Source organism: Nocardioides phosphati (genome assembly GCF_014646375.1).
GTDB lineage: Bacteria > Actinomycetota > Actinomycetes > Propionibacteriales > Nocardioidaceae > Nocardioides > Nocardioides phosphati.
The window spans coordinates 12,404-32,304 of sequence record NZ_BMNI01000003.1 but is presented as its reverse complement, the minus strand read 5'-3'; the positions used below and the strand labels follow the sequence as shown (position 1 = coordinate 32,304).

Annotated in this window: 21 protein-coding genes; 10 read left to right on the top strand and 11 right to left on the bottom strand. The window is 73.4% G+C overall.

Going from position 1 to position 19,901, the window contains the following annotated elements:
• Positions 1-11: 11 nt before the first annotated feature.
• From IEX47_RS07425 to IEX47_RS07415, 3 genes are read left to right on the top strand one after another with little or no spacing between them, the layout of a single operon-like run.
• A complete protein-coding gene (locus IEX47_RS07425; RefSeq protein WP_188783383.1) occupies positions 12-1,952 on the top strand; it encodes an acetyl/propionyl/methylcrotonyl-CoA carboxylase subunit alpha in 1,941 nt (646 codons plus the stop codon).
• Positions 1,949-2,917, top strand: a complete 969-nt coding sequence (locus IEX47_RS07420) for a serine/threonine-protein kinase (RefSeq protein WP_188783382.1) — start codon at positions 1,949-1,951, stop codon at positions 2,915-2,917. Before IEX47_RS07425 ends, IEX47_RS07420 begins: the two co-directional genes overlap by 4 nt.
• Entirely contained in the window at positions 2,914-4,125 is a 1,212-nt protein-coding gene (locus IEX47_RS07415) for a hypothetical protein (protein ID WP_188783381.1), read from the top strand. Before IEX47_RS07420 ends, IEX47_RS07415 begins: the two co-directional genes overlap by 4 nt.
• Before the next feature lie 12 nt (positions 4,126-4,137).
• On the opposite strand, the gene IEX47_RS07410 is transcribed toward IEX47_RS07415, so the two are convergent.
• Positions 4,138-4,812, bottom strand: a complete 675-nt coding sequence (locus IEX47_RS07410; RefSeq protein ID WP_188783380.1) for an EcsC family protein — start codon at positions 4,810-4,812, stop codon at positions 4,138-4,140.
• Between the two features lie 39 nt (positions 4,813-4,851).
• Here IEX47_RS07410 and aat point away from each other — a divergent pair, with 39 nt between their 5' ends.
• Positions 4,852-5,547 carry a leucyl/phenylalanyl-tRNA--protein transferase gene (gene aat / locus IEX47_RS07405; RefSeq protein ID WP_188783379.1) on the top strand — a complete coding sequence of 232 codons (696 nt, stop codon included), beginning with the start codon at positions 4,852-4,854 and terminating at the stop codon, positions 5,545-5,547.
• A gap of 24 nt (positions 5,548-5,571) precedes the next feature.
• Here aat and IEX47_RS07400 read toward each other — a convergent pair whose 3' ends face one another.
• The 5 genes from IEX47_RS07400 to IEX47_RS07380 all read right to left on the bottom strand — a co-directional run bounded on the left by IEX47_RS07400 (position 5,572) and on the right by IEX47_RS07380 (position 9,713).
• A complete protein-coding gene (locus tag IEX47_RS07400) occupies positions 5,572-6,231 on the bottom strand; it encodes a hypothetical protein (RefSeq protein ID WP_188783378.1) in 660 nt (219 codons plus the stop codon).
• 118 nt (positions 6,232-6,349) lie between these two features.
• Positions 6,350-7,984 (bottom strand): copper resistance CopC/CopD family protein, encoded by a 1,635-nt coding sequence (locus IEX47_RS07395; RefSeq protein ID WP_188783377.1) that lies wholly within the window; start codon positions 7,982-7,984, stop codon positions 6,350-6,352.
• Positions 7,985-7,986: 2 nt separating this feature from the next.
• The gene (locus IEX47_RS07390) at positions 7,987-8,718 is read right to left on the bottom strand and encodes a YcnI family copper-binding membrane protein (protein ID WP_188783376.1); all 732 of its coding nucleotides are present in this window, start codon (positions 8,716-8,718) and stop codon (positions 7,987-7,989) included.
• 77 nt (positions 8,719-8,795) lie between these two features.
• Complete coding sequence (locus IEX47_RS07385; protein WP_188783375.1) at positions 8,796-9,341, bottom strand: hypothetical protein; 546 nt, start codon at positions 9,339-9,341, stop codon at positions 8,796-8,798.
• 39 nt (positions 9,342-9,380) lie between these two features.
• Complete coding sequence (locus tag IEX47_RS07380) at positions 9,381-9,713, bottom strand: rhodanese-like domain-containing protein (protein WP_188783374.1); 333 nt, start codon at positions 9,711-9,713, stop codon at positions 9,381-9,383.
• Positions 9,714-9,732: 19 nt separating this feature from the next.
• On the opposite strand from IEX47_RS07380, the gene IEX47_RS07375 reads away from it, so the two are divergent.
• Positions 9,733-10,599, top strand: a complete 867-nt coding sequence (locus IEX47_RS07375; RefSeq protein ID WP_188783373.1) for a DNA-formamidopyrimidine glycosylase family protein — start codon at positions 9,733-9,735, stop codon at positions 10,597-10,599.
• 56 nt (positions 10,600-10,655) lie between these two features.
• Here the strand turns inward: IEX47_RS07375 and IEX47_RS07370 are convergent, their stop codons facing one another.
• From IEX47_RS07370 to IEX47_RS07360, 3 genes are all read right to left on the bottom strand, one after another.
• A complete protein-coding gene (locus IEX47_RS07370; RefSeq protein WP_188783372.1) occupies positions 10,656-11,060 on the bottom strand; it encodes a cupredoxin domain-containing protein in 405 nt (134 codons plus the stop codon).
• Positions 11,061-11,080: 20 nt separating this feature from the next.
• Positions 11,081-12,517: a PepSY-associated TM helix domain-containing protein gene (locus IEX47_RS07365; RefSeq protein ID WP_188783371.1), complete on the bottom strand. Its 1,437-nt coding sequence runs from the start codon at positions 12,515-12,517 to the stop codon at positions 11,081-11,083.
• Between the two features lie 95 nt (positions 12,518-12,612).
• Entirely contained in the window at positions 12,613-13,227 is a 615-nt protein-coding gene (locus IEX47_RS07360) for a hypothetical protein (protein ID WP_188783370.1), read from the bottom strand.
• Between the two features lie 57 nt (positions 13,228-13,284).
• Between IEX47_RS07360 and IEX47_RS07355 the strand changes: the two genes are divergently transcribed.
• From IEX47_RS07355 to IEX47_RS07345, 3 genes are all read left to right on the top strand, one after another.
• A complete protein-coding gene (locus IEX47_RS07355; RefSeq protein WP_229662710.1) occupies positions 13,285-13,557 on the top strand; it encodes a hypothetical protein in 273 nt (90 codons plus the stop codon).
• A gap of 64 nt (positions 13,558-13,621) precedes the next feature.
• Positions 13,622-14,836 (top strand): ATP-binding protein, encoded by a 1,215-nt coding sequence (locus tag IEX47_RS07350; RefSeq protein ID WP_188783369.1) that lies wholly within the window; start codon positions 13,622-13,624, stop codon positions 14,834-14,836.
• A gap of 76 nt (positions 14,837-14,912) precedes the next feature.
• Positions 14,913-15,689, top strand: coding sequence for a glycerophosphodiester phosphodiesterase (locus IEX47_RS07345; RefSeq protein WP_188783368.1), 777 nt, complete (start codon positions 14,913-14,915; stop codon positions 15,687-15,689).
• Between the two features lie 134 nt (positions 15,690-15,823).
• Here the strand turns inward: IEX47_RS07345 and IEX47_RS07340 are convergent, their stop codons facing one another.
• Positions 15,824-16,432 (bottom strand): TMEM165/GDT1 family protein, encoded by a 609-nt coding sequence (locus IEX47_RS07340; protein ID WP_188783367.1) that lies wholly within the window; start codon positions 16,430-16,432, stop codon positions 15,824-15,826.
• Between the two features lie 112 nt (positions 16,433-16,544).
• On the opposite strand from IEX47_RS07340, the gene IEX47_RS07335 reads away from it, so the two are divergent.
• Positions 16,545-16,946: a DUF4446 family protein gene (locus IEX47_RS07335; RefSeq protein WP_229662709.1), complete on the top strand. Its 402-nt coding sequence runs from the start codon at positions 16,545-16,547 to the stop codon at positions 16,944-16,946.
• Between the two features lie 7 nt (positions 16,947-16,953).
• Here IEX47_RS07335 and IEX47_RS07330 read toward each other — a convergent pair whose 3' ends face one another.
• Complete coding sequence (locus IEX47_RS07330; RefSeq protein WP_229662708.1) at positions 16,954-18,534, bottom strand: bifunctional phosphatase PAP2/diacylglycerol kinase family protein; 1,581 nt, start codon at positions 18,532-18,534, stop codon at positions 16,954-16,956.
• Positions 18,535-18,601: 67 nt separating this feature from the next.
• On the opposite strand from IEX47_RS07330, the gene serS reads away from it, so the two are divergent.
• Positions 18,602-19,870 carry a serine--tRNA ligase gene (serS, locus tag IEX47_RS07325; protein ID WP_188783364.1) on the top strand — a complete coding sequence of 423 codons (1,269 nt, stop codon included), beginning with the start codon at positions 18,602-18,604 and terminating at the stop codon, positions 19,868-19,870.
• Positions 19,871-19,901: the final 31 nt, after the last annotated feature.

Sequence of the window (19,901 nt, the reverse complement as noted above, 5' to 3'; positions counted from 1 at the left end):
GCCACACCGACATGGACACCCTCCTCATCGCCAACCGCGGCGAGATCGCCCGCCGCGTCATCCGCACCGCGCGCACCCTCGGCATCCGGACGATCGCGGTCTTCACCGAGGCCGACGCCGGCGCCCTCCACGTGCGCGAGGCGGACCACGCCGTGCAGTTGCCGGGCTACCTCGACATGGCGTCGATCATCGCGGCGGCCACGGACAACAGCACCCCGTCCTCCACAGGCGTCCACCCCGGCTACGGCTTCCTCAGCGAGAACGCCGCGTTCGCGCGCGCCGTCGAGGAGGCCGGCCTGGCCTGGGTCGGCCCGCAGCCGGAGGTCATCGACGCGATGGGCCGCAAGGACCGGGCCCGCGCCATCGCCGAGGCCGCGGGCGTGCCCGTCGTGCCGGCGTACACGCTGGAGGACGACCCGGCGACGTTCGCCTATCCGGTGCTGGTCAAGGCCGCGGCCGGCGGCGGGGGCAAGGGCATGCGCGTCGTGCGCAGCGCCGCCGACCTCCAGGCAGCGCAGGAGGCAGCAGCGCGCGAGGCGGCGAAGGCGTTCGGCGACGACACCCTGCTCCTCGAGAAGTACGTCGAGCGCGGCCGCCACATCGAGGTCCAGGTCTTCGGCGACAGCCACGGCAACGTCGTGCACCTCTTCGAGCGCGACTGCTCCACGCAGCGCCGCCACCAGAAGGTGCTCGAGGAGGCCCCCGCCCCCACGCTCACCGACGCGCAGCGCCGCGACATCACCGACGCAGCCGTCGCCCTCGCGCAGCACGCCGGCTACACAGGTGCGGGCACCGTCGAGTTCCTGCTCGACGAGGCGACGGGCGAGGCCTACTTCCTCGAGATGAACACCCGTCTCCAGGTCGAGCACCCGGTCACCGAGGAGGTCATCCGGGTCAACGGTGAGCGCGCCGACCTCGTCGAGCTCCAGCTCCGCATCTCAGCCGGCGAGCCCCTCGGCTTCACCCAGGATGACGTCACCACCGAGGGACACGCCATCGAGGCGCGCGTGTACGCCGAGGACGCGTGGGGCGGCTTCCTGCCACAGGCCGGCCACGCGGCGTACGTCTCCTGGCCCGACTGGAACGGCGCCCGCGTCGACCACGCGCTGGAGTCGGGGCAGGAGGTGACCACCGGCTTCGACCCGATGCTGGGCAAGGTGATCGCGGTCGGCGCCGACCGCGAGCAGGCCCGCCAGCGGCTCGTCCACGCGCTCGAGGACACGCTCGTCCTCGGCCTGACCACCAACACCGGCTTCCTGCGCGAGCTGGTCGCCTCCGACGCGTTCCGCGACGCCGCGATCGACACCGCCTGGCTCGACCGCACCACGCTCGAGCCCCCCGCGACGGACGCCGCCGCCATCCTCGCCGCGCTCGCTGAGTCGTCCTTCGACCTTCCCGCGACGAGCACCCCGCTCAGCCACGACGGCTGGCGCGACGGCGGCGCTGCTGCGCCCCTCCGGCCGGTCCTCGCCGACACGCCCGCACTCCGCCTGCTCGGCCCCGCCCGCGTCGAGACCGCCGGCGGCGCGGCGGTCACCTGGGGCGAGGAGCTCCGGGAGCCGCTCGCACCGGGCGTCGAGGTGGTCCACGCCGCGGTCGATGGCGAGTGGCTCTACGGCGTCGTACGCCGCGACCGCCGCGGCGCCGAGGTGGTCGTCGCCGGCCAGCGCACGCTCTTCGCGCGGCACACCGCCGACCGCGACCACACCGCGCACGCCGGTGACGGCTCGGTCCTCGCACCGATGCCCGGCACCGTCCTGGCCGTCCGGGTCGAGGCCGGCCAGCAGGTCACGAAGGGCGACGTCCTCGGCGTCCTCGAGGCGATGAAGATGGAGCTCAGCCTCACCGCCCCCTTCGACGGCACCGTGACGGAGGTCGCCTGCGCCACCGGCGCCCAGGTCGCCCTCGGAGCGGTCCTCTTCACGGTCGATGGGGCAGAATCGCCGGCATGACGACACCCGGGGCGCCGCCGACGAGCGACCCCCAGCAGTACGTCGCGCACCTGGTCGCCGACGTCGCCTCCGGGCTCGCGCACCCGCCGTCCGCGGCGGCCGTGCAGCGCCTCGTCGACCGGGTCGAGCAGGCCAGCGTGCCCGGGCGCGGCAGCGGGGCCAGCTCCGCCGTGCGCCTCGCCGTCGGGCTGCTCGCGGAGGACCTGCTCCGTCGCGACCCGGGACCCGCGCGGGTTCGCCGCCGGGACCTGCGGGCGCCCCGCCGCGGCGTACTCCTCGTGGGGGCGCCGCTCGCCGTGGCGGCGACGCGGGCAGCCAGCGGCCTCCCGGCGCTGCGGCCCCTGCGGCCGACGCAGGTCGTGGTGCTCGGCCGCCCGCTCGACGAGGCGCTCGCCGACGCGTGGGCGTTCCAGGTCCACGGCGGCGTCAACCGCACCTGGGGCGGCATGACCGCGACCCTCGCCGCGCGTGACCGGATCCCCCCGCGCTCCGACGCCGCGTGGGTCGCCGCCCGCTGGGCCGGCCTCGTCGGTGCAGGGCGCGTGCACGTCGTCACCCGTCCCGGTCCGCTGGCCGGGGTCGCCCATGAGCCGCTGACCGTCGTCCACCCGCCGGTGGCCGCCGCGCCCGTCGAGCTGGCCCGCCGCACCGCGGAGCAGCTCGGCATCCTGACCGACCGTGCCAGCCACGCGCGCATCGTCGCGGAGGTGCTCCACCCGCTGCTCGCCCGCGAGCAGGGGCCGGGCCCGCGCGTCCGCGACCGCCTCGAGCCGTGGCTCCGGCGGCATGCAGCGGACATCGTCGAGGGCGTCCGCGCGGGTGGCTACGCTCTGCACGGCGACCCGGCCGACCTCGCCCTGCGCGACGAGGGCACGGTGCGGTGGCCCGGCTCCGACCACCAGCAGCCGGCCCTCCTCGCGGTCGCCGTCCGCACCCTGCTCGCCCTCTGTGAGGAGTCACCGTGACCGATCCCGCGACCCAGGGGCCGATCTACCTCCACGTCGGCACCCCCAAGACCGGCACGTCGTACCTCCAGGACGTGCTCTTCGGCAACCGCGACGGGCTCGCCAAGCAAGGGCTGCTCTACCCGGCGGAGCGCTTCGACGGCCAGTTCCTCGCTGCGCTCGACCTGATGCGCCTGCCGTGGGGAGGCCTCGAGAAGGAGGCCGTCGGCGCGTGGGACGACCTGGCCCGCAAGGTCCGCGCCTGGGACGGCCCGGTCATCATCAGCCACGAGATCCTGGCGACCGCCAAGCCGGCCGACGTGAAGCGCGCCCTCAAGTCGCTGGGCCACCCCGACCGCGAGGTGCGGATCCTCGTCTCGGTGCGCGACCTGGCCCGCCAGATCCCGGCGGAGTGGCAGGAGAACGTCAAGCACCGGCGGACGCTTCGCTACAAGCGTTTCCTCGAGCAGATCCAGGACCCCGAGCGCCCCGGTGGCGTGGCGCCGTGGTTCTGGGACGCGCAGGACGTCCCCGCGATCCTCGGACGCTGGGCGGCCGACCTGCCCGCCGACCGGGTCACCCTGATCACCGTGCCGCCGCCGGGCGCCGACCGCGACCTGCTGTGGCAGCGCTTCGCCGAGGCCTTCGACCTGGCCGACTACAAGTTCGACCTGCACACCGAGCGGGCCAACCCCTCGATGGGCGTCCCCGAGACCGCGCTGCTGCGCCGGGTCAACCGCGCCGCCACCAAGGTCGTGCCGCCCAAGCACTACCGCGTCCTGGTCCGCGAGCTCCTCGCCCACCAGACCCTCGCGCTGCGCACGGAGTCGCCGCGCCTCGGCGTACCCCAGGCGGTGTGGGAGTGGGCCGACTCGCTCGCCCGCGGCTGGGTGGCGACGCTGCAGGAGCGCGGCTACCGCGTCGTCGGCGACCTCGCCGACCTGACGCCGGCCCCCGCCGAGGGTGAGTACGCCGACCCCGACCGGCCGCGCGAGCGCCAGGTCGCGTTCGCTGCCGTGGAGGCCCTGACCGCGCTCCTCGTCGAGGCCTCGCGGCTCCGCGAGGTCGAGGAGGAGCTGCGCGCCGAGCTGGCCGAGGCCCGCGCGGCTCTCGACAAGGCCGAGCTGCCGTTCAAGGAGCGCACCAAGGTGCGCGCCTACACCTACGCCTCGGGGCGCCCCTGGGGCCGCCGGGCCATCGCGGCGTACAAGAAGCGCCAGGGCCTGTAGGGCGTCAGGGCGTCAGGCGCCCTTGGCGAACTCGCGGGCGGCGTAGCGGCCCAACTGCCAGGTGGCGTAGCCGTCGGCGGTCAGGCCGACGATGCCGCCGAGCACAGGCACGCGCTTGCCGACCGTCGTCGCCAGGCGCCGGCCGGCGACCCGGGTGATCAGCGCGGTGGAGACCTCGATGCTGAGTGCCTGCTCCAGCTCGGGCTTCAGGTCGGGGCCGGTGGCGAGCTGGTGCGGCGTGCCGGGCAGCTGCTTCTTCTTGACCGCCTTCTTGACGCCGTCCTCGCCGAGCAGGGTGGCGACGACCGCCCGGCGTACCTTCACGTCGCGGAGGTCGAGGCCGTGCACGTGCGCGATCTCGGCGACCATCCGGACCTGCACGAGGGTGAGCCCGGTGATGTTGGCCGGCACCGCGGCGACCGCGGTCATGAGTCCGCCGATGTTGGTGAGGAAGCCCTGCCCGCTCGCGTAGGCGACGTGGATGCGGATGATGTCGGCGACCGCCTTCTCCACGTTGCCGTCCTCGTCGGCGAGCTGCTTCTCCGCCGCGCGGACGGCCGGGCGGAGCGGCCCGACGCCGGTGATGGCCTTGTCCATCGCCTCACGCACGAAGTTGTGCGTGACGTCCGGAACGAGCTTCTGCACGCGGGGGGCGAGGCGACGGCCGACGATGCTTCCGAGTCCCATGTCGGTCATCGTAGGTGGCGGGTCCCTACGATCGGGCTCGTGCATCCCGTCGAGCCGCCACCCTCTCCGTGGCACTTCCCGGACCCGAGCGGCGAACCCGACTGGGAGGACGACGATCTCGTCGCGCTCGGGGCCGACCTGGCGCCGGGCACGCTGCTGGCGGCGTACCGCTCGGGGCTCTTCCCGATGCCGGTCGACGACGATGACGACCTGCTCGGCTGGTTCTCCCCCGTACGCCGCGGCGTGCTGCCGCTGGGCGGCCTCAAGGTCAGTGCGTCCCTGCGCAAGTCCTGCCGGCGCTTCGAGATCCGCGTCGACACGGCGTTCGTCGAGGTGATGCGCGCGTGCGGTGATCCGGCGCGCGACGGCGGCTGGATCACCGACGAGTTCGTCGACGCCTACACCGCGCTCCACGAGCTGGGCTGGGCGCACTCGGTCGAGGCCTGGCGCGACGGCCAGCTCGCCGGCGGGCTCTACGGGCTCGCGATCGGCGGTCTCTTCGCGGGCGAGTCGATGTTCCACCGCGAGCGCGACGCGTCGAAGGTGGCGCTGGTCGGCCTCGTCGACCTGCTCACCTCCGGCGGCAGCGACGAGCACGCCGACCGGCGCCTCCTCGACGTGCAGTGGCGCACCGACCACCTGACGACGCTGGGCGTCGTGGAGATTCCGCGCGCGGAGTACCTCCGCCGGCTCCGGGTCGCGCTGGAGACGCCGCTGCCGGCCGCCCTCGGCTGAGGACGACCGGCAGCAGCAGACGGATCAGCCGCGGTGGACGCGGGGGCTCCAGACGGGGCCCGCGTCGCGGACCGTGGGGGACAGGCCGTCGTCGACGAAGATCGACGACGACATCGACGCGCCGTCCGGCGACTCAGTGAAGTTGAGCCGGATCTGGCCGACGCCGGCCTGCACCCAGCGCGGGCGCGAGAGGCAGTGGCGCGGGATCCGGACCTCGATGTAGTTGTCCGCGAAGTCGATCGTCTTGCTGATGTCGCACTTCGCCTCCTCGCCGTTCGGCCGGATCATGGCGAGCTCGGTCTCGCCCTTCGTGTACATGAGGAAGATGTCGCGGTGCAGGTGCTCGTTGGTGCGGACCGAGCCGAGGTGCACGCTGAAGTCCGTGCCGCGCGTGAGCTCGCGGAAGGTGGTCCGGAGGACCACGCGGTAGTGGCTGTGACGGACCACGACCTTGGTGATGTCACCCTCGCGCACGGTGCGATCGGTGGACGTGGTGCAGTCCTCTTCGGGGTCGAGGCTGGGGTCCGTGGCCGGATCGGTCGGCTCGGTGTAGGTGCAGTTCTCCACCTGCACGTCGCCCCGGGCGTCGTAGTGGACGTAGCGCTCGGCGCCGGCCGGGCTGGCGAGGGACAGGGCGAGGAGGACGGCGCCGGTGGTGGCGCCGAGGCGGGCGAGGGGGTTCATGCTGCTCCTGGAGGAGAGGGACGGTGAGCGAAGTCTTCCGCGCGCAGCGCCCCGCCGTCCGGACTTTCACCGAAATGGGTGGCACATGCAATCGTGCTACGTCGCCCGGAAGGCAGCATCACCCGGCAGGCGCGACGGTGAGTGGCACGCGGGCCACCGGGTTGTCGAAGCGGGTGATCCGCAGGCTGACCTGGGCCGTCCACGCGCCCGACGTCGGCACCACCACGTCGGCGACCCAGGTGCCCGTGCCGCTGTCGGTGAGGGGGACCTCGCCCAGGTCGGTGTCCCCGGCGCGCAGGGTGAGCACCGGGTCCCGGCGCGGCTCGACGGGCTTGCCGTCGTCGTCCTCGAGCTCGACGACGACCTGCGCCGGTCCGACGCGGGCGGGGGTCAGGGCGACCTGCACGCGGTGGTCGGCGCCGAGCTCAGCGGAGGCGGCACCGGCCCGGTCGGCTCCGGAGGTCAGCAGCGTGCGCGGTGACTGGTTGACGAGCACGGCGGTCAGCGCGAGCACCGCGACGAGCAGACCGGCCTCGACGCGCACCTCCCGGCCGACCTTCGCGGTCGCGCCGGAGCGGATCAGCCCGCGGTTCACCGCCGCGTAGGCGAGCGCGACCAGGACCAGGTCGACCTTGGCCAGCAGCAGCCGGCCGTACGCCGACGCGAGCAGCTCCCAGGTGCCGAGCACGCGCCATGCCATCACCAGGCCGGTGAGGACCAGGAGCGCGACGGAGCCGGCCGCGAAGGCCGAGAAACGCGACAGCGTGCCCGCCCGGTCCGCCGGCCGGCTCCGCGGCAGGACCAGGACCAGGCCCACGAGTCCCCCGATCCAGGCGCTGCCCGCGACCACGTGCAGCACGTCGACCGCCATCACGAGCGCCTCGGGCGTCGCGGCCCGCGAGTGCCCCGTCAGCGACAGCCCGCACGCCGGCACCAACACGGCGAGGACCGCGGTGGAGCGCACGACCCGCGGCGGCCACTGGTCACGGCGTACGACGGTGACGACGGCGAGCACCAGGCCGGCGAACACGGCGGCGAGACCGAGGTGCATCGCCGCACCCCCGCCGGTCCAGGAGCCGCCCGCGACGAGCTGCTCGAGGCCCTGCCCGCGTTGCTGCACGACGGTCAGCGGAACCGCGAGGACGCCTCCCGCGAGGGAGACCGCGCCCGCCCCCCACGCCGTACGCCGGAGCGCGCGGCGCCGCGGGAGCGGGCGGGCCGTGGCGGTCCAGGTCGCGAAGACCGCGAGGCCCGCGGCCGTGAAGAGGCCGAGGTAGAGCAGGGCCTGGTTGACCGCGAGCAGGACCGCCACGGAGCGGGGGCTCCCGCCGGGGCCGTCGGGTGCCGTGACGGTGCGGCTGGGCCGGCCGACCGAGAACGAGAGCGAGCCGGCGACGGGGTGGCCGTCGGCGGAGACCACCCGCCACACGACCGTGTAGGTGCCGCGGGCGAGCGCAGCCGGGAGGGCGACGGTGACGGTGGTGTCGCGGGCGGTCGCAGGTGCCCGCAGCCGGTGGCCGGTGGCGTCGAAGACCTGCACCGCACCCGCGCCCAGCGCGACCGACTCGTCGAACCGGAAGGTGGCGTGCGTGGGCGGCTTCGCCAGCACGGCGCCGTTGACCGGGTCGCTGCTGATCAGCGAGGAGTGCGCCTGCGCGGGGGACGGCACGAGCAGGAGGACGAGGGCGGCGAGCGCCGCGACGACGTACCCGGGGGTGCGTCGCCGCGGCGGCTGCCGGAGGTGGCGGGTCATGGTCAGCCGCGGCGTCGCGCGATGACCAGGGCGGCCCCGCCGAGGAGGAGGCCGCCGAGGCCGGCCACGAGCCCGGCGACGCCGAGCGCGTTGCCGCCGTCCTCGTTGCCGCCGTCCTCGTCGTCGGCACTCTCGCCGTGGTGCCCGTCGGCGTCGTCGGCGGCCGCGGTCAGCCTGAACGCAGGCGCCGGGTGCTCGAGCTCCTCCGCGTCCTGGCCGTCGGCCGGGAGCTCGGTCCAGGCGGTCTGGCCCTTCGCGCAGGTCTGGATCGTCGGGAAGGTGAGCCGGGTGCCGACGCCGTGGTCGGGCAGCTTGACCGAGAGCTCGAGCGCGTCGCGCTGGTGGTCGGGCAGCGGGGTGTGCGCGGTCCAGGTGACGACCGCGTCGCGCTCGGTGACTGCGTTGCCGTGGGCGTCGGTCAGCGGCCTGGCCAGCGTCGCCTTCGTGACCGTGACGTCGTAGAACGGGTTGCGGGTCGGGGTGACCGAGAGGATCGACTTCGGCACCTGCAGGGCGAGCTTCGTGGTGGCCGAGCCGTCGCAGCCGTGGGGCACGGAGAGCGTGAGGAGCGCGTAGCCGCCGGCGGCCGTGGTGTCCGGCGAGATCTCGACGTGGGCGCTGGCCGGACCGGCGAGGGCGAGGACGGCGACGCCGGCGGCGAGCGGAGCCGCGAGACGGGCAAGGGGCCGGGCGAGCGGTCGGGCGAGGGGTCGGGCGGAGGAACGGAGGGGCATGGCGGGACTCTTTTCCGAGACAAAGGGTCGTCGACCGCCCGTCGGGCGGTCGGGTGACGGGGCGCGGCTGCGTCGGGTCAGGACGCGGCGACACGCGCCGGCGGCCCCCGGCGTACGAGCGAGTCGGCCAGCCACCGCGACGTACGCCGGGCGGGGAGGTGGGCGCGCGTGAGCAGGCGCGGCGCCGGCCGGAGGACGACCGTGGCCGGCCACGCCCCCGGCACGTACGCCGCGAGGCGGGCCCCCAGGGCGAGGATCGCGAGGAGGGCCCGTTCGGCGTGGCCGAGGGCGAGACCGGTGAGGCCCGCGGCGGCCAGATGCGCGGCGGTCATCGCGGCGTCGGGGCTGGCCATCGGCTGGTCGCAGCCCGCGAGCGCCCGCATGACGAGGTGGGTCGCGCCCTGCGTGGCGAGCAGCAGCGCGCCGAGGCCGGCCGGGGTCGCCACCGCACGCAGGCAGACCAGCGAGCCGGCGAAGGAGAGTGACGCCGCGGTGAGGACGAGGTCCGCGGATGGCGCGGCGCCGCCGGCCGAGGAGTGGGCGCCGGTCGCGAAGGCGACCGACAGGAGCGTGACCGCGACGGCACGCACCGTCACCAGGTCGCGCCGATCCCGAGTCGTCACGCGCCCATCATGGCCCACGCAGGGCCCGGCGGACAGGAGTCAGACGACGAACGGCGGCGCGTCGGTCTCGCTGACCATCGGCCGCCCCGCGGCCTCCCAGTCGAGCATGCCGCCGTCGAGGTTCACGACGTCGTGGCCCTGCTGCTGCAGCCACATGACCGCCTGCGCCGAGCGGCCACCGACCTTGCACACCACGAGCGTCTGACCCGCGGGGAGCTCGCCGGCGCGCACGGTGAGCACGCCGAGCGGGATGTGCAGCGCGCCCTCGATGTGGCCCTGTGCCCACTCCATCGGCTCGCGGACGTCGAGGACGGTGAGGCCCTCCGGCAGCGGGTGGGGGACCTGGTCGATCGAGACGGTGGGGATGCCCATACGTCCTAGGATCGCAGACATGCCCGAGCTGCCCGAAGTGGAAGCACTCGCCCTCGACCTCGCCGGTCGCCTCGACGGCCGCGCGATCGTGCGCATCGACCTCGCGGCGTTCAGCGCGCTGAAGACGTTCGACCCGCCGCTCTCCGCGCTCAACGGTGCCTTCGTCGAGGGGGTCACCCGCCACGGCAAGTTCCTGGACATCTCGGCCGGCGGGCTCCACCTCTGCCTCCACCTCGCGCGCGCCGGCTGGATCCGCTGGAAGGACACCGTCCCCGCGCTGCCCGCCCGCCCGAACTCCAAGTCGCCGCTCGCCGCGCGCATCGTCCTCGACGACGACACGGGCCTCGACATCACCGAGGCCGGCACCAAGAAGAGCCTCGCCCTGTACGTCGTGCGGTCACCGCAGGACGTCCCCGGCATCGCCTCGCTCGGGCCGGACCCGCTGTCGGAGGAGTTCACCCAGGAGGCGCTCGCGGCGATCCTCGCGGCTGAGGGACGCAAGCAGATCAAGGGCGTGCTGCGGCACCAGGGCACGATCGCCGGCATCGGCAACGCCTACTCCGACGAGATCCTCCACGCGGCGCGCATGTCGCCGTACAAGCCGGCGTCGTCGATCGAGGGCGACGACCTGACCACGCTCTTCCACGCGATCAAGGACACGATCGGCGACGCCGTCGACCGCTCCCGCGGACTCGCGGCGTCCGAGCTCAAGGGCGAGAAGAAGAGCAACCTCGCCGTCCACGGGCGCGCGGGCCAGGCGTGCCCTGTCTGCGGCGACACCGTGCGCGAGGTGTCGTTCGCCGACTCGAGCCTGCAGTACTGCGCCACCTGCCAGACCGGGGGCAAGCCGCTCGCCGACCGGCGGATGTCCAAGCTCCTCAAGTAGCGACGCCGGCGCGCGGGGCAGCCCCCGTACGCCGGCGTGCAGGCGCGGTGGCGCCCTTACTCGGCTTCGAGCTGGGCGACCAGGGTGCCGGTCTGCTCGAGCTCGGTCTCGATCGTGCCCGGGCGGGGGATCGTGATGATCACCGAGTGGGTGCCGGGGGTGTACTCGAGCGACTGGGCGGGCGTGGTGTGGATGTGCAGCTCGCCGGAGCTGTCCGAGGTGACGCGGAGCTCGATCGGCTTGCCGACCGGGACCTTGATCATCTCGCCGCTGGGGGTGACCTTGTCGCCCTTGACGGTGATGTCGATGACCTTGGCCGGCTTCGCGGAGGCGCTGGCCGTCGGCGACGTCGAGCCCGACGTACTGGTCGACGGCGTGGGAGCCGACGAGGTGCCTTCGCTCGCGCAGGCGGCGAGGGCGAGGGTGCCGGCGAGGGCGAGGGTGGTGAGGGCGATGCGCATGGTGTTCCTTTCGAGGGGTGTCAGACGACGTTGAAGAAGCTCTTCAGCGGGGTGACGCGGCGGAGCACCAGCTGGTCGAGCGCGAGGACCGCGACCAGTGAAGCACCGAAGACGGGCAGGACAAGGGCGAGGCCGATGAGGCCGGCCACGGCGACCGGACCGGTCCGCAGGTTCAGCCGGCCACGCGGTGCGCCGACCGAGCGTCCGCGCGGGCGCCGGCGCCACCACATGAGCGGGCCGGACAGGCACATGACGATCACCGCGACGCAGAACGCCGCCGACGCGACGAGGTTGGCCGACCCGAACCGGCGTCCCTCGTGCAGTGCGATGCCCTGGTCGACGACCTTCGCCAGGGCGGGGTAGTCGCGGTAGCCGTACTGCGCGACGGGCTGCCCGGTGAACTGGTCGACGTGGACCGTCGCCTCCCGGCTCGGCGCGTGGAAGGCGTAGCCCATCACCGAGTAGACCCCCTTCCGGTCAGCCGGTACGGCGACGGTCATCGGGTGGGCGAGGCCCTGCGCCGACGCGGAGGCGATCGCGGCGTCCACGCCGACGGGCCGGGCCCCCGCCGACGGGGCCGACTCCGGGACCGGGCTCTTGCCCGACCCCCACGGCACGTTGTGGCTGTGCGGCATCGAGGCGTCGAGGGTGGGCGGAGCCGACTGGGCGCCGGGGTCGGCCGACCACATCGAGGTGCCCCGGTCGGTGGCGAAGGACTGCACGTGCCCGCCCCACCAGATCGTCCAGGGGAGTCCCGAGACGATGAGGAGCAGCAGCCCCGCGCCGACGAAGAGGCCGGTCCTCCCGTGCCGTTGCCGGAGCGCAGCACCGACAGCACCGGCGGCGCGACGGCGCGCGCGGGCGACGCGCCCCCGGGCGTAGAGGTAGTAGCCCGTGATCGCCATGACGATCGCCCAGCAGGCGCCGAGCTCCATGACGTACTGCCCGGGCGTGCCGAGCAGCAGGTCCTTGTGGGCCCTCTTGGCCCAGCCGGAGACGGTGTGGTCGGGGTCGAGGGCGCCGAGGACCTTCCCCGTCCAGGGGTCGACGTAGACCTCGCGGATCGTGGCGTCCTCCCCGGCCGGCGTGCCCGGGGCCGCGGTCGAGACGGTGAAGTCGGTCGAGCGGTCCGGCGCGGAGGGCTCCAGCACGGCCGCGATCCGGCCGTCGGGGTACGCCGTGAGCACGGCCGCCGCCTGGTCGTCGTACGACAGCCGGCTGCCAGAGGCGGGGACGTCGACCTTCATGAGGTCGTGGTGGAGCACGGGTTCGATCTGGAAGCGGAGCAGGTAGACCAGGCCGGTGCTCGCGAGCACCAGCAGGACGGGGACGACGAGGAAGCTGGCGTAGAGGTGCCAGCGCCAGAAGGCGCGGAAGAGGCCGGCGGGCGGGCGCGGCCTGCGCGCCGGGGTGGGCGGGGAGTCGTCGACGGGGTCGACGACGAGCGTGTCGGTCATGCGTTCTCCTCGGAGCACGTGGGGACGTCCTGCGGGTACGCCGAAGCGGCCGCGCGCAGGGCGGTGGGGTGACGTGGTGCCCGGACCGGGAGCGGTCAGTGGGCGGCGAGGAGCTCCGGGGGACCGCGGCGTACGACGCAGGCGCCGGTGAGCAGGCGCGCCTGGAGGAACGGGAGGTCGGTCTCCGGCCGGTGCGTGGCCGGGCGGGTGGTCACCGCGACGGCGAACGGCCGCAGCACGAGGACGACGAAGCGCGCGGCGCGGGCGATCAGCCCGAGGACAGCCCAGAGTGCGCGCTCGGCGTGGCCGAGGGCGAGGCCGGTGGCGCCGGCGGCGGCGAGGTGCGCGGCCATCATCGGACCGTCGGCAACCGCGTCGACGCGCAGGTGGTGGACAGCGTCCTGGAGCGCGCCGGAGACGTTCGTGGCGCGCAGGCCGCCCTCGTCGCCGTGGCCCGCGAGCGCCGTCATCGCGAAGTGGATCGTCGTCTGGCCGCCGACCAGCAGGAGGGCGAGGCGGCTGCGGGAAGCCCGCCGGTCGAGCGCCATCGCGGAGCCGGCGAAGCAGAGCAGGCCCATGAGCGCGAGCGCCCAGGCCGCCGGCAGCAGGCCGCCCGCGGTCACGTGGGCGGCGGTCGCGAGCAGCAGCGAGAGACCCGCCACCACGAGGGCGCGCACGACCACGAGGTCACGGCCGGCCCGAGTGGTCACGGAGCCATCTTGCCCGTGCCACGTGACGGGTGTGTTGCGGGGGAGCATGATGGAGGGGTGCCTTCGGTCACCCCGCTTCCGCTGACGGGCGAGATCTACCTCGACGCCCGTTCGCCGTCGCGCGCGCTGCGGGTGACGTGGCACCACGAAGCCGGGCTGGTCGTCCTCTCGCTCTGGCGCGACACCACCTGCGCGGGCACCTTCCGGCTCGCGATCGAGGAGGTCCCCGACCTCATCGACGTGCTGCGCGCCGGCCTCGACGCGTCGTACGCCGCGGCGCTGGGCGAGCGCCGCGCGGCGCGCCTCTCGGGGCTCTCCGACGCCGGCTGAGCGCTCGATGCGACACGCTAGGTCAATCTAGGGCGTGCGTTAGAAACCCGGATACCGTCACATCGTGGACCCGATCCGTAACCCCTACGCCCCCGGCGCCGGCCAGCGCCCGCCCGAGCTCGCCGGTCGCGACGAGCAGCTGGCGCAGTTCGACGTCGTGCTCGAGCGGGTCTCCCGCGGGCGCCCCGAGCGGTCGATGGTCCTGACCGGACTCCGTGGCGTCGGCAAGACGGTGCTGCTCAACGCGCTGCGCTCCGCAGCGGTCCGCAAGCGCTGGGGCACCGGCAAGCTCGAGGCGCGCCCCGACCAGGGCCTGCGCCGCCCGCTCTCGAGCGCTCTGCACCAGGCGATCCGCGAGCTCGGCCACCCGCAGCAGGACGACGTCGACCACGTGCTCGGCGTGCTCAAGGCGTTCGCGCAGCGCGAGGCCGGCCCGGCCGCCAAGCTGGCCGAGAAGTGGAACCCCGGCATCGACGTCGTCGCCCGCAAGGGCCGTGCCGACTCCGGCGACATCGAGATCGACCTGGTCGAGCTCTTCACCGACATCGGCGGCCTCGCGGCCGACGTCGGCAAGGGCATCGCGGTCTTCATCGACGAGATGCAGGACCTCGGCCCCGACGACATCTCCGCGCTCTGTGCCGCGTGCCACGAGATCAGCCAGTCGGGCCTGCCGGTCATCGTGGTCGGCGCCGGCCTGCCGCACCTCCCGGCCGTGCTCTCCGCGAGCAAGTCCTACTCCGAGCGGCTCTTCCGCTACCAGCGCATCGACCGGCTCTCCCGCGACGCCGCCGACGCGGCGCTGAGCCGGCCCGCCGACGACGAGGACGCGGCGTACACCGACGAGGCGCTGGAGGCGATGTACGCCGCGACCGGCGGCTACCCGTACTTCATCCAGGCCTACGGCAAGGAGGTCTGGGACCTCGCGCCGCGCTCGCCGATCACCGCCGACGACGTGAAGGTCGCCGCGCCTGCCGCCGAGGCGGAGCTCGCGGTCGGCTTCTTCGGCTCGCGCTACGAGCGGGCGACGCCGGGGGAGCGGGAGTACCTCCGGGCCATGGCCGACGTCGCCGTCGACATGGCCGCGACCGGCCAGGGGCGCATCGACGACATCGGCTCGGTCGCGACCGCCGACGTCGCGATCCAGCTCGGCAAGAAGCCCCAGTCGCTGTCACCGGCGCGCGACGCGCTGCTGAAGAAGGGCCTGATCTACTCCGCCGAACGCGGCCTGATCGCCTTCACCGTCCCCCACTTCGGCCGCTACCTCCTCGACCACGCCTGACGATCGCGCGCCGACTGCGGCGCGTCGTGAGCGGAAAACCGGGCGCGCAACGCGCGATCCGGTGCAAGATCGCGGCATGGAGGTCGTCGCCCACCGCGGAGCCAGCGCGGACATCGCCGAGCACACGCTCGGTGCGTACCTCGAGGCGCTCGAGGTCGGAGCCGACGCGGTCGAGTGCGACGTCCGGCTCAGTGCCGACGGGCACCTGGTGTGCGTGCACGACCGCGACCTGCGGCGCACGGCGGGGGCACCGGGCAAGGTGTCGACGATGGAGCTCAGCGACCTGGCCGAGCTCGACTTCGCCAGCTGGAAGAAGCCGTGGTCCGACCTCGACGACGAGGCGCCCGACCTGGACCCGGCGCTGGGCGGGGTGCTCACGCTGCGCAACCTGCTCGCCACCGTGGCGGAGTACCACCGCCCCGTGGAGCTGGCGATCGAGACCAAGCACCCGACGCGCTACGGCGGGCTGGTGGAGAAGCGGCTCGTCGAGACGTTGCGCGAGTTCGGCTGGGCCGGCAAGGAGTCGCCGGTGCGGGTGATGAGCTTCTCGCACACCGCACTGCTGCGGATGCAGCGGCTCGCTCCTGACCTGCGGCTGGTGCAGCTCGTCGAGAAGGCGCACCACTGGCCGATGCTCCGCCCGATCGTGCCGCGCGACTGGATCATCGGGCCCGGCATCAAGCAGCTCAACCTGCACCCCGGTCTCGGCGAGCACCTGGTCCGCGAGCAGCGGCGCATGCACGTGTGGACCGTGAACACGGAGAAGAACCTCCGCTACTGCCAGGAGCTCGGGGTCGAAGCGGTTATCTCGGACAAACCGGGCACCATGCTCCGACTTCTCGGCCGGAAATGACAACGAGTGTTGCGGTCCGGTCGACCGGTCGCCTATCTTTCTCTTGCCCGGTCGTTGTTGTATCCCCCGTCGACAACGACCGGGTTTTTCTCTGCCCGCGGGACGCTTTCTTTATACAACTTTGACAGTTTGTGTCAGAGCAGCTCGTAGATCGTCACCGCGGCCAGGAGCAGGCACATGCCGGCGCCCACGTAGTGAAGCGTGCTGAGCCGGACCCGCGCCAGCAGCCAGCGCCCGATCAGCACCGCGAGCCCGCTCACGGCGAGCAGGCCGCCCAGGGCGCCGACGAAGACGGACACGGGGTCGTCGTACTTCGCCGAGAACGAGAGCACGAGCAGCTGCGACAGGTCGCCCCACTCGGCCGCGAAGAGGACCAGGAAGCTCGTCGCCAGCGCCGCCCACGCCGTACGCCGGTCGCCCGCCGCGTCGGCCTTCGCGGCGTACTCGGCCTCGGTGTCGGCCTCCTCGGCGTCAGCTCCGCGCGCCTCGCGCAGCAGCAGGAACGCACCGACGAGGAAGAGCACCGCAGCACCGCCGCGCACGACCTCGGCCGGCAGCAGGGAGAGGGCCTTGCCGAGCGCCACCGCGATCAGCACCTGCACCGCGAACGCGCAGCCGACGCCGATCCAGACGTAGAGCGGGCGGAAGCGCGTGCTGAGCACGAGCGTCGCGAGGAACGTCTTGTCGGGCAGCTCGACCACGAAGATGGTGCCGAACGTGAGCGCGATGAGGGCGAGGTCCATGGTGGCTCCAAGTGTAGGGAGCCCCGACCCCACGCCCGGTCCACCCGAGCCCGCACCCGTGGTCACGCGAGCCTGCGCGGGAGGTCACCGGGCCGCGACTACGCTGCCGCTCGTGCTGTACGTCGCGATCGCCGCCCTGCTCCTCGCCCTCGCCGCCTGCGCGCTCGCCCTCGTGGCGCTGCGCCGCGGTGCCGCTCCGGCCGCCACCGGGACCGCGCACGAGCCGCTGCCCGAGGACGTCCAGGGGCTGCGCCAGGAGGTCGCCGCGCTGCGTGCCGAGGGCGCCTACGCGCTCAAGCACCTCGCGGTCGTGCGCTACGACGCGTTCGGTGACATGGGCGGCCACCTGTCGTGGTCGCTCGCGATGGCCGACGACGACGGCAACGGCGTCGTGCTCACCTCGATCCACGGCCGCAGCGAGGCGCGCACCTACGCGAAGTCGGTCAACGCCTGGTCCTGCGACCAGCAGCTCTCGCCCGAGGAGGACGAGGCGCTGGCGGCTGCCCGCCCCTGAGTCGCGGTCAGCGGGGCACGCGCACGAGCAGGCGCCCGTGCACGGTCTCGCACCGGAGCTCGCGGCCCGACGGGATGATGTCGCCGTCGATCTGGCGGGGCACGTCGGCCGAGGAGCGCACCACGACGCGGGTGCCGGTGAAGCGGGTCAGTGAGGCGTCGACGCGCTTCTGCTTGGTCAGGATGCGCACGGCCAGCGGCAGCCACGACAGGAACTTCCGCGGGTAGAGCAGCACGACGTCGAGCTGACCGTCGTCGATCGCGGCGTCGGGGATGAGCGGCATGCCGCCCTGGAGGAAGCCGACGTTGCCGATGACGACGGTGCGCGCCCGGTGGGTGGTGAACTCCCCACCGTCGACCGAGATCTCGAGCTTCATCGCCGGGAACATCAGCGCCTTGAGGGCGGAGAGCACGTAGGCGATCCAGCCGACCTTCTTCTTGATGTCCTCGTTGACGCCCTCCATGATCGCGGCGTCGAAGCCCATGCCGGCCATCACCAGGAACGACGTGTCCTCCACGCCGTCGCCCGACAGCGTGACCATGTCGATCGCCTTGTCCTGGCCGTGGAGAGCCACGTCGATCGCGGAGCGGAAGTACAGCGGGAGAGACAGGTTGCGGCCGAGCAGGTTGCCCGTGCCGGCCGGCACGATGCCCACCGGGATGCCGGTGCCGGCGAGCTCGGCGCAGACCTCGCGGACCGTGCCGTCGCCACCGCAGACCAGGACCAGGTCGGCGCCCGCGACGGAGGCCTCGTGGGCCTGGCCGGTGCCGGAGTCCTCGACCGTCGTGTAGTGCCAGACGGGCTCGGACCAGCCGGCGTCGGCGGCCATCTGCACGACGACGCTGCGGAAGGCGTCGAGGTCCTCGACCTTGATCGGGTTCATGACGACGTGCAGGTCGCGCTTGCCCGACGGCGTGGTCGCGAGCAGCGGCTCGAGGCGGCGCGCGTGGCTGCGCGGCACGGGGGAGTAGAGCGCGAGGACGAGGAGCACCCAGACGCCGCCGAGTGCCGCGCCACCGATCACGTCGGTCAGGAAGTGGCGGCCGAGCAGCAGCCGGTCGGCGCTGATAGCGACGACCGAGAGGACAAGCGCGGAGTAGAGGACCCGGCGTACGGGCGCCTTGCGGACCAGCATCGACACGAGTACGCCGAGCGAGCCGGCGATCGACGTGGCCCAGGCGGCGTGGCCCGAGGGGTAGGAGCCGTTGTGGAGGATGTGGTCGACAACCTGCCACGCGGGACGGTCGCGGTCGAAGACCGCCTTGAGCAGGTGGACCGAGACGATCGTGAGCGCGTTGACCAGGGCGAAGTAGACGCCGGCGCGGGGGTGACCCTTCCAGCCCAGGAGGACCGCACCGACGAGGGCGGTCAGCTCGGCCGCGACCGTGCCGGTGAGCAGCTCGGCCCAGTGCAGCCCGGTGATCACGTGGGCGTGGTGCGCGACCAGCCCGGCGATCGGGTCGCTGAGGTTGGCGTCGACGTCGAGCAGCGCCTGCCAGCCGGCGCTGACGGCGACGCCGAGGAAGAGGAAGACGCCGGTCAGGACGGCAGCCCAGGTCAGGAGCCAGCGGGCGGAGCGATCGGTCACGGCGCTCAGTATGCAGGCGTGGAGCCCGCAAACCGCCCAACTGTGAGGCGGCCGATAGCCTGTGCGCATGATCGACCCGCGCATCCTCCGCGACGAGCCCGACCGTGTCCGTGCCTCGCAGGCCAAGCGCGGACTCCCCGATGACGTCGTCGACGCGGCGCTGGTGGCCGACACGCGCCGCCGCGCGGCCATCACGGCGTACGAGGCGAAGCGGGCGGAGCAGAAGCGCGTCGGCGGCCTGATCCCGCGCGCCTCCGCCGAGGAGAAGCCCGCGCTGCTGGCCCAGACCAAGGAGCTCGCCGCCGAGGTCAAGGCGGCCGAGGAGGCCAACCGCGAGGCCGAGGAGGCCTGGGAGAAGGCGCTCAAGTCGATCCCCAACATCTGCGAGGAGGCGACGCCGGCCGGCGGCGAGGACGACTCCGTCGTCATCGAGTACGTCGGCACGCCGCGTGACTTCGCCGCCGAGGGCTTCGAGCCCCGCGACCACGTCGAGCTCGGCAAGCTGCTCGGCGCGATCGACCTCGACCGCGGTGCCAAGGTCTCCGGCTCGCGCTTCTACTTCCTCACCGGCGTCGGTGCGCAGCTCGAGTTCGCGCTGATCAACATGGCGCTCGACCAGGCGCGTGAGGCCGGTTTCACGCAGGTCGTGGCGCCCGCGCTCGTGCGTGCCGAGGCGATGGCCGGCACCGGCTTCCTCGACCAGGTCGACGACGGTGTCTACAAGGTCGACGACCTCTATCTGGTCGGCACCTCGGAGGTGCCGATGGCGGCGTACCACTCCGACGAGATCCTCGAGCCGGCGTCGCTCCCGCGGCGCTACGCGGCGTTCTCGTCGTGCTTCCGCAAGGAGGCCGGCTCGGCGGGCAAGGACACCAAGGGCATCATCCGCGTGCACCAGTTCGAGAAGGTGGAGATGTTCGTCTACACCTCGATCGAGGAGGCGCCGGCCGAGCACAAGCGCCTGCTGGACTGGGAGAAGGAGTTCCTCGACAAGCTCGAGCTCGCCTACCAGGTGGTCGACATCGCCGCCGGCGACCTCGGCCCGTCGGCCGTGCGCAAGTACGACTGCGAGGCGTGGATCCCGACCCAGGGCAAGTACCGCGAGCTCACCTCGACCTCCAACTGCACGGAGTTCCAGAGCCGGCGCCTCAACATCCGCGAGCGCGGCGAGAAGGGCACCCGTCCGGTCGCCACCCTCAACGGCACGCTGACCGCCGTCACCCGCGCGATCGTCGCGGTGCTCGAGACCCACCAGCAGGCTGACGGCTCGGTCCGCGTGCCGAAGGCGCTCCAGCCGTACATGGGCGGCCTCGAGGTCCTCACGCCTGTCGGCTGACCCCGTCGGCTGACCGCTGTCGGCGCTCCCC

Coding starts and splice junctions, on each gene's coding strand:
- IEX47_RS07425 (WP_188783383.1), top strand. CDS start 12: ATGGACACCCTCCTCATCGCCAACCGCGGCGAGATCGCCCGCCGCGTC.
- IEX47_RS07420 (WP_188783382.1), top strand. CDS start 1,949: ATGACGACACCCGGGGCGCCGCCGACGAGCGACCCCCAGCAGTACGTC.
- IEX47_RS07410 (WP_188783380.1), bottom strand. CDS start 4,812: ATGGGACTCGGAAGCATCGTCGGCCGTCGCCTCGCCCCCCGCGTGCAG.
- IEX47_RS07400 (WP_188783378.1), bottom strand. CDS start 6,231: ATGAACCCCCTCGCCCGCCTCGGCGCCACCACCGGCGCCGTCCTCCTC.
- IEX47_RS07395 (WP_188783377.1), bottom strand. CDS start 7,984: ATGACCCGCCACCTCCGGCAGCCGCCGCGGCGACGCACCCCCGGGTAC.
- IEX47_RS07390 (WP_188783376.1), bottom strand. CDS start 8,718: ATGCCCCTCCGTTCCTCCGCCCGACCCCTCGCCCGACCGCTCGCCCGG.
- IEX47_RS07380 (WP_188783374.1), bottom strand. CDS start 9,713: ATGGGCATCCCCACCGTCTCGATCGACCAGGTCCCCCACCCGCTGCCG.
- IEX47_RS07375 (WP_188783373.1), top strand. CDS start 9,733: ATGCCCGAGCTGCCCGAAGTGGAAGCACTCGCCCTCGACCTCGCCGGT.
- IEX47_RS07370 (WP_188783372.1), bottom strand. CDS start 11,060: ATGCGCATCGCCCTCACCACCCTCGCCCTCGCCGGCACCCTCGCCCTC.
- IEX47_RS07365 (WP_188783371.1), bottom strand. CDS start 12,517: ATGACCGACACGCTCGTCGTCGACCCCGTCGACGACTCCCCGCCCACC.
- IEX47_RS07345 (WP_188783368.1), top strand. CDS start 14,913: ATGGAGGTCGTCGCCCACCGCGGAGCCAGCGCGGACATCGCCGAGCAC.
- IEX47_RS07340 (WP_188783367.1), bottom strand. CDS start 16,432: ATGGACCTCGCCCTCATCGCGCTCACGTTCGGCACCATCTTCGTGGTC.
- serS (WP_188783364.1), top strand. CDS start 18,602: ATGATCGACCCGCGCATCCTCCGCGACGAGCCCGACCGTGTCCGTGCC.